The organism is Pseudomonas sp. P5_A2_2, assembly GCF_054177685.1.
In genome coordinates, this window is sequence record NZ_JBGCUL010000049.1 from 1 (window position 1) to 13,745 (window position 13,745).

At 50.7% G+C, this 13,745-nt stretch carries 11 protein-coding genes, 1 tRNA gene and 1 pseudogene; 8 read left to right on the forward strand and 5 right to left on the reverse strand.

Features of this window, described 5'->3' with window-relative positions; all coding sequences use genetic code 11:
• The 6 genes from ACXRVY_RS06840 to ACXRVY_RS06865 all read left to right on the forward strand — a co-directional run.
• On the forward strand, positions 1-989 hold a 989-nt coding region (locus ACXRVY_RS06840; protein ID WP_458237154.1), incomplete at its 5' end, for a methyltransferase.
• A gap of 344 nt (positions 990-1,333) precedes the next feature.
• On the forward strand, positions 1,334-2,158 hold the full coding sequence (locus tag ACXRVY_RS06845) for an FkbM family methyltransferase (protein ID WP_457265700.1): 825 nt from the start codon (positions 1,334-1,336) through the stop codon (positions 2,156-2,158).
• Between the two features lie 78 nt (positions 2,159-2,236).
• A tRNA-Thr gene (locus ACXRVY_RS06850) sits at positions 2,237-2,312 on the forward strand.
• A 164-nt stretch (positions 2,313-2,476) separates the two neighbouring features.
• On the forward strand, positions 2,477-3,805 hold the full coding sequence (locus ACXRVY_RS06855; RefSeq protein ID WP_169390144.1) for a tyrosine-type recombinase/integrase: 1,329 nt from the start codon (positions 2,477-2,479) through the stop codon (positions 3,803-3,805).
• Between the two features lie 901 nt (positions 3,806-4,706).
• Positions 4,707-5,687, forward strand: coding sequence for an integrase domain-containing protein (locus ACXRVY_RS06860; protein WP_457265701.1), 981 nt, complete (start codon positions 4,707-4,709; stop codon positions 5,685-5,687).
• Positions 5,684-5,947 carry a hypothetical protein gene (locus tag ACXRVY_RS06865; RefSeq protein WP_457265702.1) on the forward strand — a complete coding sequence of 88 codons (264 nt, stop codon included), beginning with the start codon at positions 5,684-5,686 and terminating at the stop codon, positions 5,945-5,947. The genes ACXRVY_RS06860 and ACXRVY_RS06865 overlap by 4 nt, the downstream gene beginning before the upstream one ends.
• A gap of 233 nt (positions 5,948-6,180) precedes the next feature.
• On the opposite strand, the gene ACXRVY_RS06870 is transcribed toward ACXRVY_RS06865, so the two are convergent.
• From ACXRVY_RS06870 to ACXRVY_RS06890, 5 genes are all read right to left on the reverse strand, one after another.
• Positions 6,181-7,650 (reverse strand): DNA/RNA helicase domain-containing protein, encoded by a 1,470-nt coding sequence (locus tag ACXRVY_RS06870; protein WP_072445778.1) that lies wholly within the window; start codon positions 7,648-7,650, stop codon positions 6,181-6,183.
• Between the two features lie 320 nt (positions 7,651-7,970).
• Positions 7,971-8,666, reverse strand: coding sequence for a hypothetical protein (locus ACXRVY_RS06875; RefSeq protein ID WP_457265703.1), 696 nt, complete (start codon positions 8,664-8,666; stop codon positions 7,971-7,973).
• A 462-nt stretch (positions 8,667-9,128) separates the two neighbouring features.
• Positions 9,129-10,271, reverse strand: a complete 1,143-nt coding sequence (locus ACXRVY_RS06880) for an HNH endonuclease (protein ID WP_457265704.1) — start codon at positions 10,269-10,271, stop codon at positions 9,129-9,131.
• A gap of 104 nt (positions 10,272-10,375) precedes the next feature.
• Positions 10,376-11,032, reverse strand: a complete 657-nt coding sequence (locus ACXRVY_RS06885) for a hypothetical protein (protein WP_072445775.1) — start codon at positions 11,030-11,032, stop codon at positions 10,376-10,378.
• Between the two features lie 653 nt (positions 11,033-11,685).
• Positions 11,686-12,327: a BRCT domain-containing protein gene (locus ACXRVY_RS06890; protein ID WP_457265705.1), complete on the reverse strand. Its 642-nt coding sequence runs from the start codon at positions 12,325-12,327 to the stop codon at positions 11,686-11,688.
• 137 nt (positions 12,328-12,464) lie between these two features.
• On the opposite strand from ACXRVY_RS06890, the pseudogene ACXRVY_RS06895 reads away from it, so the two are divergent.
• Positions 12,465-12,707, forward strand: a pseudogene (locus tag ACXRVY_RS06895) (site-specific integrase); the annotation flags it as partial.
• Between the two features lie 65 nt (positions 12,708-12,772).
• Positions 12,773-13,745, forward strand: a 973-nt coding sequence (locus ACXRVY_RS06900) for a PIN domain-containing protein (RefSeq protein WP_458237155.1), incomplete at its 3' end; no start/stop codon positions are given.

Here is a 13,745-nt window from a genome sequence, read left to right on the forward strand (position 1 = left end):
TTGCTTGCCTGGCAAGGATGTCCGTTGCCTTGAGTGCGGTGGATGAATTGCCCGCACGCACACTCGAAGCGGCCGGCCATCGGTTGAACGTCGATGTGCCGGGGCGCAAATGGCAACAGATCGAAGCCTTCGCCAGTCGATTGCAGTTTTCCGAGGCACCGCGGCACTGGCTGGACTGGTGCTCGGGCAAGGGACATCTGGGGCGCCGCCTGCTGCAAGCGGGGCAACAACTGACATGCCTGGAATACGACCCGGCACTGGTCACCAGCGGCCAGGCGCTCAGCCAACGTCATCACCTGCACGCACTGCATATCGAACAGGATGTGCTCGCGGCAGACGCAGCATCTTTACTGAGTGCGTATCACACGCCCGTCGCGCTTCACGCCTGCGGTGATTTGCATGTGCGACTGATTCAACTCGCCAGCGCAACAGGCTGCAAACAAATCGCCATTGCGCCGTGCTGCTACAACCGGATCGGTCTTGCCAAATACTCGCCAATTTCCTCGGCCGCCAAAGGCTCCGGCTTACAGCTTTCCCTCGACGACCTCGCGTTGCCCATGAGCGAAACCGTTACCGCCGGTGCCCGCGTGCGACGTCAACGCGACACCTCCATGGCCCGGCGTCTGGGCTTCGACTTGCTGCAACGGCAACTGCGCGACATGGACGAGTACCTGCCAACCCCTTCTCTGCCCAGCGCCTGGCTGGACAAACCCTTCGCCGATTACTGCCATCACCTGGCCGCGCTTAAAGAGATATCCACAATCGGCCCGCAAGATTGGTCAGCCCTCGAAGCCTCCGGTTGGCAGCGACTGGCCGAAGTGCGCAACCTTGAGCTACTACGGGGACTGTTCCGACGTCCGCTGGAACTTTGGCTGGTCCTTGACCGGGCACTTTTCCTCGCCGAACAGGGTTACAGCGTCCGCGTTGGCACCTTCTGCGACGCCCCGCTCACGCCGCGTAATTTCCTGCTCCTGGCCGAACGCGCTTAAACACATCCGACCTGTGGATAACTCTGTTGATGGAATTATCACGGATCCAATATCCACGCCTGTTTCAGGGCTTAAACCATACTGTTCATTTTTTGTACACCCGGATAAAAAATCGAAAAAACAAGTATTTGCGGACAAATGAGAACGGATCCACAAATTCGACCTAAACCCAGTGCGCTGCCGATGGCATTGTGCATAAGCATTTAATGAAAACGACATAAATGCCTAATCCCGGACCGCTGACAGGGGAAATTGCACCGCTGCACTTCTCTTGATATACACAAACGCCAGGGCGCCAGCATGCGCGGCCACGAACAAGAACATTCTTCCGACAGGATGCGCCAGTGACTTTCATTTCTTATGCACAGAATTTCGAAGACATACGCCTGTGGCGCGCCCTCAAGACTGTCGAGAACGGCTTCTACATCGACGTGGGGGCGAACCATCCCACCCATGACTCGGTCACCAAGGCGTTCTACGACCGCGGCTGGACCGGCATCAACGTCGAACCGATGCCCAACTACTACGAAGCCCTTTGCCAGCAACGTCCCAAAGACACCAACCTGCAGTGCGCGGCTGGGGAAAGTGCTGACGACCTGACCTTCTACGGCATCGCCGGCACCGGCCTCTCGACCCTCGACCCGGCCATGGCCAAAATGCACAAAGACGCCGGCATGGACGTGCGCAGCCAAACGATCAAGTCCCGCACCCTGACCTCCATCTGCGAAGAACACGCCCGGGGCCGCGCCATTCACTTCCTCAAAATCGATGTCGAAGGCCACGAAGAAACCGTCCTGCGCGGCATGGACTTCAGCCAATGGCGACCATGGGTAATCCTCATCGAAACCCCCTGGGCCCGCGACCAGACCTGGGAAAACCTCGTCACCGACGCCGGCTACCAATCCATCCTGTTCGACGGCATCAACACCTACTACCTCGCCGAAGAACACCTGAACCTCAAACCCGCCTTCGACATCCCGCCGTGCAACCTGGACGAGTTCCAGTTCTGCAAAGGCCACAACTTCAGCCACCCCGTCAGCGACGCCGAACACCAACTCGCCGCCGCCCTGCAACGCGCCGAACAGGCCGAAGCACAGCTGCGCGCAATGCAAAACAGTCGAACCTGGAAAGCCATTCAGAAACTCAAGAAAACCCTGCTGCGCGCCTGACCTGAAGCCCGTGCAAAAATAGTCAGAATTCAGGGGTTTACAGAAGCCAACCAATCGCTATAATCGTCGCCCTGACACGCCGGTATAGCTCAGATGGTAGAGCAACTGACTTGTAATCAGTAGGTCCCGGGTTCGATTCCTGGTGCCGGCACCACATTAGGCTCCATTGCATTCCACCGAATGCTCTGGAAGCCCCGAAAACCCGCCCTTTGGCGGGTTTTTTCGTTCCAGGACCCTCTGTCGGGATCCAACAAAATCCCCCTTCCCCGAGGGTATGTTAGGGGTACTGCGATTTTCCGGTCAGGAGCGCGTACCCCTATGCCACGTCTAGCGATCCCTCTCAGCGACCTGCAATGCCGCACGGCCAAAACCCGCGAACGCGCCTACAAACTGTTCGACGGCGGCGGCATGTACCTTTTCGTCAAACCCAATGGCGTGAAGACCTGGCGCTTGAAGTACACCAAGCCCAGCGGCAAGGAAGGTACGCTCATCATCGGCAATTACCCCATCGTTACCCTTTCCGTCGCACGACGTAAGCGAGACGAAGCCAAGGCATTGCTGCTCGACAACCTCGACCCCATGGAAGAAAAGAAGAAGGCCAAGATCGTAGCCCAGCGGGCGGCACTGCTTTTCGAAACCGTTGCTCTGGAGTGGCACGCCGACATGTCCCGTCGCTGGACCGAAGGACACGCAAAAACCGTGATGAGCCGACTGCGTACCCACGTCTTCCCGCTGATCGGCCAACGACCCATCGCTGAACTCGATACCCATGACCTGCTAGAGATCACCCAGCGCATCAAGGAACGCGGCACCATGGATGTGGCGTTAAGGGTACAGAACTACTTATCCACCATCATGCGCGGGGCCAAAAGGGCTCGGCAGATCACCATGAATCCTGCACTGGATCTGGCAGGCTCGATTCACGCGCCACGCACAATCCATCGTCCGGCCCTATCCCTCAACCGCCTACCCGAATTGCTACACCGTATCGACAACTACAACGGCCGCGAGCTAACGCGCCTTGCTGTGCTACTGACTCTGCATGTATTCGTCCGCTCCAGCGAACTGCGCTTCGCTCGATGGAGTGAGTTCGACCTACAACGCGCCATGTGGGAAATTCCCGATACGCGCGCACCGATTGAAGGGGTACGCAACTCCACACGTGGGACCAAGATGAACGGCGACATTCAAATGGTTCCGCTATCGCCGCAGGTCATCGAAATACTGGAGCGCCTGCGAAGCCTCAGTCGCTTTTCAGAGTTGGTGCTACCGGGCGACCACAAGTACTGGAAGCCCATGTCCGAGAATACGGTGAACACCATGCTCCGTAACGTCGGCTATGACACTAGCAAGGACGTGTGCGGCCACGGCTTCAGGACCATGGCCTGTAGCGCTCTGCTGGAGTCCGGGTTATGGACCGACGCAGCCATCGAAAGACAAATGAGCCACAAGGAACGCAACCGCGTGCGCGCCGCGTATATCCACAAAGCTGAATTTCTGGAGCAGCGCCGGCTGATCATGGCGTGGTGGAGCAACTACATCGACGCCAACCGCCATGGGCATGTGACGCCACACGAATTCGCTCACCCAGTCGGCGACAACATCACGGCCCTACAAAATAGCCGTGGCGCATCCAAACGTGGGTAAGCCTGTGAGATCACCGCAGTCCGCCCTTCCACGCGGGTCCATCCAAGCAGGGCTGCAAAGCCGCCCTGCTTGGATGGACCTCACTTAAAAAATCTAAAGCCCACGCAACTGTCTGTGGAAAACCACTGATTTCCACCGGTGGATAATTTCATCCACAGCCGCAGAATCCCCGAAAATTCGAGCCTTGACCCGAATTATCCACAGGCGTAGAAAAGATCGGGCAAAGCGCTGTCGTTGACAGCAACCCAGGTAGCCAGAACCTTTAAGGCTACGCCATACCGTGGTGGTTCACCCAAAGTGCGATTAGCGTCCGGCGGCTCGCACGGTCACAGCGATGTGATGGATGCCTACTTTTACCAGTGTGCCCACTGCGGCAACTCACACCCCTTCCTAGCTGTTCTGCAGCAACCTACCCGCTTGGCCATTTCCTTGCGACAACCTGCGCCCGTCTCTTTCTTCCGGAAAGAGACGGGCGCTCCTACCGCTGCTGCAGCCCAACTTGGACAAGGCTTTGCGGCATTCCCCTCGTGACAATCGGCGTGACAAACACCGAAGTCACCAGCAACAGCGATGCAGATGATGGTGCCGCAGCCCAAGGAATGGACTGCACCTGACTGACAGTCAGGCACGCCCCGGTAATCGCATCACTGCCTTCACCCGACTCAGGATCTCGCGGCGCTGCTCTCGTCAGCCAGTGCAGCCTCCACCCGCCCACCACTATCGGTGTTCAGGAGGCCAGATCATGAGATGCCCAAGCTCCCGGTCGTAAAGAGCCGTCAGTCCCGCGTTAGTGGACAACCCTCACAGGTCGCAGGGGCCTTGATCCCTGATAACACTCAACATTCGTGGCGGGACGACGTGGGGATGGTTTTAAAGGTTTGGCTTCGAGAGGAGTTTGATCATGGCACTGGTCGGTAGACGGGACGGGCGGAATTTTGGATATGGGCGGCAGCTGAGCTATGCAGGACCGCAAGCGCTGAAAGATCTATTTGGCTGCGGACATTACGGCACGGTCAAGGCGCACAGTGATCGCTGGCAGGCGTTTGTACGCTGGTGTCGCTCCGAGAATGGGCCAGGATTTAACGATGCGCGACAAATTGATCGGCAGACCTTGCTGGACTACGCCGGACATCTGCGTCAGCAAGTTGAACAAGGTGAGCTCGCCATCGCCACCGCGCAAAACCGACTGTCCAGCGTCAACCGTACCCTGGCAGCGCTTCGCGGTGATCAATATGTGAAAGTGCAGAGTCCGAGCAAGGCGTTGGGAATGCAGCGCACCAGTGTTCGTCTCTCGGTGCCGCAAGGCCAAGACCGCGAACACGTGAAGCGGATCGTCGACGTGCTCTACGAACACCAAATGCCGCGCGCCGCGGCCATCGCTCAGTTGGCGCGAGCCACCGGCATGCGCCTGCGCGAGACCATTTTGGCCGACTTACCGCGCTTAAAACGTGAGGCCGAACACTACGGCAAGATCAACATCCAGGATGGCACCAAAGGGGGCCGTTCAGGTGCCTCGGCACCTCGCTGGATCAGGGCGGATGATCATATTCGCGAGGCGCTGAAATTCGCCGAACAGGTCTCACCCGACGGTAGCCGCAACCTACTTGCACCGAACGAAACCTACCTCGATTTCCAACGGGGAATCGTCCGTCCTGCACGGGACATCCTCCATCAGTACAACCTCAAAGGCTTCCACGAATTGCGGGCAGCCTATGCGTGCGAACGCTATGAGCAAATCACCCACCATCCCGCCCCCATCAACGGTGGCCATTGCTATCAACTCGACCGACGTCTCGATCAGGAAGCCCGAGTACAAATCAGCTATGAGCTGGGGCACAACCGTATCGTCGTGGTGGCCGCTTACATTGGTGGTCGCGCATGAGCACGGCATTCGATATGGATCTGTTCCTGGCGGGCGTCCTGACCGGGTCGCATACCACGCACCAACGCCACCTGCGTCAGGCGAAGACCATCCAAACAGCGATCGCTGAGCGCTGGCAACGCGACAATCCATGGACTTGGCAGAGAAAACACCTTGCGTGGTTTTTGAATCACCACCTAAACCAGCACACTCAATCGACGCGCTATTACTATTTGCTGACCATGCAATTACTCACTCATCGCTTAGGAAAATCCTGGTAGTTCAACCTCTAAACGAAGGTAAGAAAACGGTCATAAGCAGTCTGTCACGGGAGGCAGTTATTGATCCATTGCGCACGCTGACCAACACCGAGTTCAGTGACAGATTTTAAGTTGTGGATTTATGGAATACTTTTTCGCAGTAAAACCATAACGCCGTGACTTAAAATCTGTTCAACGTAGGCGCGAAGCGTCGAAGCGGTGCCTGAACGACTTACTAGTTGCCTTTTATACTATTACTCCAAGATAGATAAACATCTGCCTAGCACCTGCTTGTTTTTTATTATAATTAATTTTAATCTCTTTCTGGTTCTCGTAATGTTCTGAAATAGCATTTTTACCGAATCGTAATATGTGCGTGACTGATAAATTAATGACCCTGAACTGTCATAAGAGAAATATTCATCCATAACAACAGCGACATTATCGAACTCTTGCCCGATTACTGCATGTGAATTCTTGCTATAAACATCCGAATACGATTCATGATGCTCGGCCGTGTGTAGTGATGGAGTCAACCTAAGTACTTCCCACCCATCATTACTTACCAGTTGAATATAGTTTTTGACAGTCACCAAATCTGTGAAATAATTAAAGTCAATATTGCCGCAATTAGAAAAAGCAATATCGTTTCGCTGATTATTAAATAGCAACTTGATGAAGCTGGAAATTTCCTTGTTGGTTCTAATTTTATCTGACAATCTGAATTTAGATACACCTACAACAGCATTGATTTTTCCCTCAATATCCGCTCTAGCCTCTGTTGAAGATAAAGTCTGTTGCTTATCATATGAGAAAATGCAAACTGTATTGCTCGCTGCAACATTAGCAATCAACTGATCGAATTGAGTTGCATATATTCTTTGGGTTTCATCAATAACAACCAAATCAAAATTTTTCAAGTCATAGTTTTTCAAACTCTTTATGGGTATAATATTCCAGCCTAACCTGTTTAGCTTAATATGCCCTTCATTCAGATTTCCGCAATGTACAATCAGGGTGCGCTTTTGATCTTTGATCAACTTAACTATGTCATATATTAATAATGTTTTGCCAGTTCCTGGCCCACCATTAACTGAAATGAAATCCGACGCGCCTTTGTTAAGCACTTTAAGGATTTTACCCTTTATAGTTTCTTGCTGGCCAGTCAAAAAATATTGATTATTAGTAAATTTATCCGTGGAGTTAAAAGGCGAAACCAAATAATCCGATGGATTAAATAGTTCGTCAGGATTTTCTATCTTCAATAAATTTTGATTCGTTAATAGCTGTGTCAACAAGCTAAAGTCAACCACCTCAAGATCATTTTTGCTGTCGAGCTTATAAAGTGTATTTGTATTAACAACAAAAGAAAAATTGTGAACGACTTTATTTATATGGCCAAGATAATATTTATTTCTTATTAGTTGATTTTTAATTTTTACCTCTGTGCTACTGTTTTTAAGTTCAATATTCAAAATATAGTTATCACCGAAGCGCAATAAATCAAACTCTTTACTAATATGCTGTATTTTATAACTTACAAAAAAAACATCAAATATATTCACGAATGGTAAAATTTTGTACATGCTTAATGCGAATCTTTCCAGATCTTCAACTTCATTATTATTTATGTCTATGCCATAGTGCTTCATATAAGAACTATATTCAGCAGGGTCAAGGCTTTTATAAGCTTGCACAAGAGAGATTATATTGATGCTTTTCATTGGTTAATACCTAGGTTTTACCGTAACTGATAAATCAGGAGGAAGATGCCAACTAGCGCTTGGTTAAGGGGCCGGCTTTAGCCGGCCCGGAACGAGCGGAACGAGCGACTTGTGCCATTTGTTAGGCGTTTATGCCAAGGCGCTTCTGAAGTTGATCTGTGGGCAAGCTCTGAAGTTCTTCCTTGTCGATCATAACAACCAAGTCTTTCCCCTTTCTTCCGAGGCCCTCCGTTGAGATTTTTTCGAGCATAGAAGTGTATTTTTCAGAAAAGTTACCCTTAAACTCCGTGACGATCAGCAACAAAGTATTTGGAATTCGACTAGTGGCTTGTGCGTAGATGTTTTTTTGCGTAAATATTCTTCAGAAAGGACTCACGGAGCCACCCGTAGTTGAAGCCGCGACGAATAGTTTTGATTTCTATGATGTAGTCTTTTGTCAGCCAGCTTCGACCTCGCAGCAATACGTCCACCTCAACGCCGGCTACCATTTTGTTCGATTCGACCTCATACTTTCCGGCATAAATATGTTGGAGGCGTTTTGCCACTGAGCTCTCTGTCTGAGCATAGCTGGCCTCAAAAGCGCTAAGCGTATAGTTCGTTGTGTGACTTTCATCAGGAGCAAGTGCGTGCATGTCTCGAGCCGCAGAGAGTGCGATCTCGTCCTTGGTTGCATCTCGCAAAGACTGTTTTTTAAGCTCAATTTCAACTTTAGTTTGCTCATCTAGCAACAGTTGGTTTGCATGCCATTTTTTTAGGCCAGCGAAAACAAAAATTGACCCGCAAATACATCCGATGGCGGAAAACCACGGAATGAATTTGACGATGAAGGCCACAGCCTCTTGCCTGCCAAGGATTGCTGCGTGAGCAACGCTGGTGACGGATTTCAAATCGGCTTCCGATTTGTATAAGTCAAAGGACTCTTTTAGAAAGAGCCAAGGAACCAGAACCGAGATGGAAATTATGATCACCCCAAGAGAAACAATTAATTTGTACAGGTCTCCAAACTCGAACTTCACACACTTCTCCCTGTGATGCTTAAGGCTAAATATGATTAGCCGACACATGTGGCGTAATGTTATCCGCCGCTTGTGTCTGATAACCTTCCTTGTCCATGAGTAATTCCTTGTTCAGCTTGAGTGTCGCGCTAGAAGCGCGACATGAGGCGAGGAGGAAAAACGACATGACTTGGGCACACATTACTGGCGTATTAGCCGCGTGTCCATGGTCTGTTTTTGGCCGATTACTGCCGGTAGAAACCGACCGCGTTCGGCCAGAGGCAGACATTCATGAGCGACCACTTCCAACCCGAAGTGCACGCTGGTTATGGCAGAATCGGGTAAGAGCAACCAGAAAACGTGCCTACGTTAGCAATTCAATCGGTAGGCGTTCAACAGCCGCCAGTCGCAACCAGCTGCTTAAGGAACACAGTTGCCGGCTTAATTTGCCGAATCGTTTTGCTAGCTTTCTATTTTTAGTATTTAGCTTTGAAGATCGTCGAAAGTGGGGAGGGTTGCAATATCAAACTCTTTCGAATCAATTTCCCAAAGGGCAGGAATTTTTTCTCCGTCAGAGCGGTGGGCCACAAAATCATCTACTGAAAAAGGCCCGGCATAATGACCAAGAGTCTGGCAGATCACATGAACTTCTGAAGCAACTATCTTTTCCCGCCACAAGTCAGGCGCATCTGATACGGTTATTGTCATGAGTTGCCTACCAAACAAATAAATCAATGCTAGTAATCTATCTGGCTCAGGTAGTATGGTAATGGTGTGTACGCCGGGCCAAGCAAGGTGCCCCCATTCTTCGTCATCGTCCACTGATACTAGTTCGCTAAAAGCGATGCCGAAAGATCTTCTTTTGTCTGAATTAATTTCCCACAGAGCATTGCGCAAATTTAAAGCATGAGCGCTATCAATAAATTTATCCCCGAGTTTATTATGCCCGTATGTTAGTGCAAATTTACATAGAAATCTTTGCTCAAAGCCCTGCAGTGTTTTGATAGTGACTTCGTGCTCTTCCCCCTGCTTGGACTGAAGTTGAGTTAGGAATTTTTTTTCATAGTTTGTCGGGGGTGAAAAATAATCTGGATCAGCGGGCAGGCTCACGTTTCCAGATATCAATCTTGAAGTCTTGAATTTTTCTCGCACAGAGACAAGAAACATCATATTCCAGAATTCATCTTGATGCTGAGTAAATACGTAAACCTCGCCTCCAGATTTTTTAAGGTTAATTGGGTTGCCTCCAGCGTAGCAATCATACCTTGGATCTGAACTTTTCCGTCGATGATAAACTAGCCCTCCAATTGTTCCTAACCAAAGCTCACACGTGAACTGCTCGTCCAGAAGCAAATTCTTGACATGCCCAAAGTATCGAAGAGGTATGACTCTGAGATTGTCTGGGTCGAAATAGTGTAGGGCAGCCTCTGCCATGTTGTTTTGCCCCAAAAATCCTTTTATCAACGGGGCATCCACAAAAAGCCCCATTGTCGAATTGCAGTTGCGGCATACACGGCGGCTTTTGAACTCTTCAGAGCATTGCGCTCCGCCTAAGCCTTGGGGGAATATATGCTCTAGCGAGAACTCATGTACTTGTTTTTCTTTGTTGCAAATAATGCATTTCATCTATTAATTCCATGTATTGAATATGGCGGCTGTTCATTGCGCCCACTAGACAGTAATGTGCAATAAGTCAGCGCTATTTTTTCCTGGTTACTTTTGGCAAATACTCAATCGCGAAAGCCTACGAGATTGCGAAACTCGGATACATTTGCCATGTTACCTTTCAATGCTTGGCCGAGCGGCATGAGTAGCCTGTCCAAATCACCTAGCGTGACACCATCTTTCGCCAGCGCAGTGATGCGTTCAATGTAAAGGTCGTAGCCAGCCTTTGTTTTCGATCCACTGATGATAAGCTTCCATGTACCGTCTCTTTTGACTAATAGGCTGTAGCAGATGTTCGCCTGATCCGGTGTTAGCTTGGCATCTATGGCCCAAAGCGCACGGAGTGCGTGTTGGTCGTAGATTGGGTTTTCGGGATTCTGAAGATGTTTAGCAAATGCGTAAAAGACAGAGTCAGTGCTCTTCGGCAAACTCGAAGGGCTGCTGTAGTAAGCCGCAAAAGACTTGTATATGTTCCATTTGCCCATCTTCCATAGCAAGGCCTCCGCCAGCGACTCGGGTGCCGCAAGTTCCGGGATAGCCCAGGGATAGTCAGAAGGGAGTGCTGGGAACAATCCGGTGTCGTACTTGTAAAGATGCTCTGCAAGTTTGTTTGTAGCCGAATGAACCGCATTGGCATCCAACTTGCCTTCCTGGATACGATTTTGCAAAGTGGCAACAATAGTTCCGAGTATTGACTTGAAATCGTGGGCCAAACGAGCCATGTCTGCAAATCCTTTCGCTAGCTATACAGGTTTATTTCAAGAGTAACCTCTGGAAACGCCTGTCACAATCTTCTAGATCACTGCTGTAGCGTTTAGCAGCTTTTACTCTTCAGCTATCGGCCGGTGACCGGTGGGTCTGTGTCATTCAATATCGTTCGCTAGTGACTGCTTTTGGCCGTCGGCTGCCTGTCGCCACGGCAGCTTTTGGCGGATTCCTACCTATTCTCGACGGAGGGGATGATCATCAACGTTCGAATTCGGGAGGTTTACCATTCCGTATGCGGCTCTGAATTACTTGCAGACCGACAACGTGCTGACATCTAAAAAATCCCGAGTTCGATTCCACCGAACGCCATAACTAGCTGATTTGTTTATAGTTACTAGTTGGGGTACGCCGAATTTTCCAGCGAACTCCAGATGCCCGAAAAACCTACTCTCGCCGAAACATACCGTTCGTCTGGTGCCGGCACCATACAAAACGAAGCCCTCGTAGAAATACGAGGGCTTTGTTGTTTCTGGAGCGTCCACTTTTTTGTCCACACACCGGAATCTGTGGGAGCGAGCCTGCTCGCGATGAGGCCGTCAAACCCACCGACGATCTGCGGGCCAAGACAAAAGGGTGCCTTTCCCAAAACACCAACAACGAAGCAACCTCAACCAAACAGCATCTTTTGCCAATGATCCTCACCCACAATGGCAATCGAAGCTCCCGCCTCACGCAACTCCACTGCCTTCATGATCTTCGTTCCATAAGTACTGTGGCGCCACTGCTCATTACCCACGCTACCAACCACCAGGTAATGCACCTTCTTGCTCACACTGCCCCCAATCAAACCACCTCGTTCTTCGACCAGCGCCTGACAATCCTTACGCGGCCCAAAGGCCATGACACCAGTAAATACAAACATCCGGCCGTCCCACACCAAATCAGGGATCGGTGAATTGAAAGGAAGGTCCGTAGGAGTAACAGCAACAGCACCGCCAACCTTTGGTCTCTCAATGCCCACTCCAGAAAAACCACGCAGAATGTTAAGCAGCTCCAGGGACTCATCCATGTCTAGAGCATTGTCCTGAAGCATGCACGCCAAACGCGAATACAGCAGATTGATCACCGGATCGTTCAGATGCGCGAGATTGTTTTCCAACCATTGCTTTAGAAAAACCGCTTCCGTGATGTTCACAACACCGTCGGCCGTAATCCCAGCGGCCAACCCGACCAAGGCATCGGCGGCGCGTCGATCGATTCGGGCGCGGTTGAAGAATTTGCTGCTCTCAAACTCGTGGTGTAGATCCATTACGGGTTTTCCTTGAGGTGGGTACTAGCTCGATACCGAAGCATTAGCAAGCAAGTAGATGTTGTGTTCAAAGCTAGCACCACTGCACGCAGACACCCCATTTTTAATAAGGAAAATAGATCCGTCCCCTTTCCTACCACGGTGGCCCGCTTCGCAAAACAAGTCTCGACACCGCTTGGCAGCGATTCATCACGCTGGCAATCGCAGAAGGAAACATTGATCCAGAAGACCGCTTCGCTCTACATGACTTGAAACGGCGCGGCATCACTGATACGACGGGCACCAGAGCAGACAAACAGGAAGCCAGTGGTCACCGTGATGCGAAAATGATGGACGTCTACGACTTGAGCATTCCGATAGTATCGCCGTCAGCAGATTAAATATCAGGTGTGGAGTAGGACAGAACGCTACTGTTACCGCACTGAGTTCAACCAGGAGAAGAACCATGCCAGACGGAATGCCAACCCCAGCTCAGCTATGGGACGGGGAGATCCGTTTTTTTTCGATCGACACTGATGTCATTCAGGGTGCTGGGTACAATTTCGGAGCAGGCACTCTGAACCAACTCCATAGACAGCTCCCTTCCAGCATGGAGTTGCAGCTCACAGATGTAGTGGCCAACGAAGTGGTCAGTCACTTGATGATTCCCGTACTAAAAACCATCCAAGAACTTCAGAGCGCAGCGGACAATCTTAAGCGCAAAACCGACCTTCCGATGGATCAGGTCAGCGATCTGTTCATGGGCTTCGCTCCAGCAGACTCATCACGTGAGTATTTCCGTAAACAAGTGGAGGACTACGCTGAAAGGTGTCGTGGAGGAATCTTGCCCACGGAAGGCGACGGCATTCTGAGTGAGCTCTTCCGTAGATATTTTGCTGTTGAAGCCCCCTTTGAAACGAAGAACGCAAAAAAATCTGAGTTCCCGGACGCTGCCGCACTATTGGTGCTAGAGACTTACGCAGTAGATAACGACGCTATAGGAATCGTTGTATCAAATGATGGTGGATGGAAAGCTTTCGCTTCTCAGTCCGAACACCTGTATTGCGTGAAAACTTTAGAAGAGCTCACAACGCTATTTACCGCTACAGGCGAGCTCGCCGCTCAAATTCAAACTGCAATTCTGGAAGCTATTGAAGACGCCAGCTCGCCGCTACGCTCTCAATTAAGCGATGCGCTCGTAGACCATGTTGGTAATGCGACATGGGACGTGGGGGACATTTACTCGGACACCGGAGACCGGGTGGAAGGAGAGATATCAAATGTCCAGTTCGCGGATCACGATCTTTTAATTGAAAAAACCGCAATTTGGCATGACGCAAGTGATCCAGGTACGTGGTTAGTCGAAGTCACAGCATCAGTGAGAGTTGAAGTCTCTACCTCAGTGACGACCTTTATCTGGGACTCGATCGATCGGGACG

Excerpts from the sequence above, each read along its gene's own strand:
- ACXRVY_RS06855 (WP_169390144.1), top strand. The coding sequence starts at position 2,477 with ATGCCACGTCTAGCGATCCCTCTCAGCGACCTGCAATGCCGCACGGCC.
- ACXRVY_RS06860 (WP_457265701.1), top strand. The coding sequence starts at position 4,707 with ATGGCACTGGTCGGTAGACGGGACGGGCGGAATTTTGGATATGGGCGG.
- ACXRVY_RS06880 (WP_457265704.1), bottom strand. The coding sequence starts at position 10,271 with ATGAAATGCATTATTTGCAACAAAGAAAAACAAGTACATGAGTTCTCG.
- ACXRVY_RS06865 (WP_457265702.1), top strand. The coding sequence starts at position 5,684 with ATGAGCACGGCATTCGATATGGATCTGTTCCTGGCGGGCGTCCTGACC.
- ACXRVY_RS06870 (WP_072445778.1), bottom strand. The coding sequence starts at position 7,650 with ATGAAAAGCATCAATATAATCTCTCTTGTGCAAGCTTATAAAAGCCTT.
- ACXRVY_RS06885 (WP_072445775.1), bottom strand. The coding sequence starts at position 11,032 with ATGGCTCGTTTGGCCCACGATTTCAAGTCAATACTCGGAACTATTGTT.
- ACXRVY_RS06890 (WP_457265705.1), bottom strand. The coding sequence starts at position 12,327 with ATGGATCTACACCACGAGTTTGAGAGCAGCAAATTCTTCAACCGCGCC.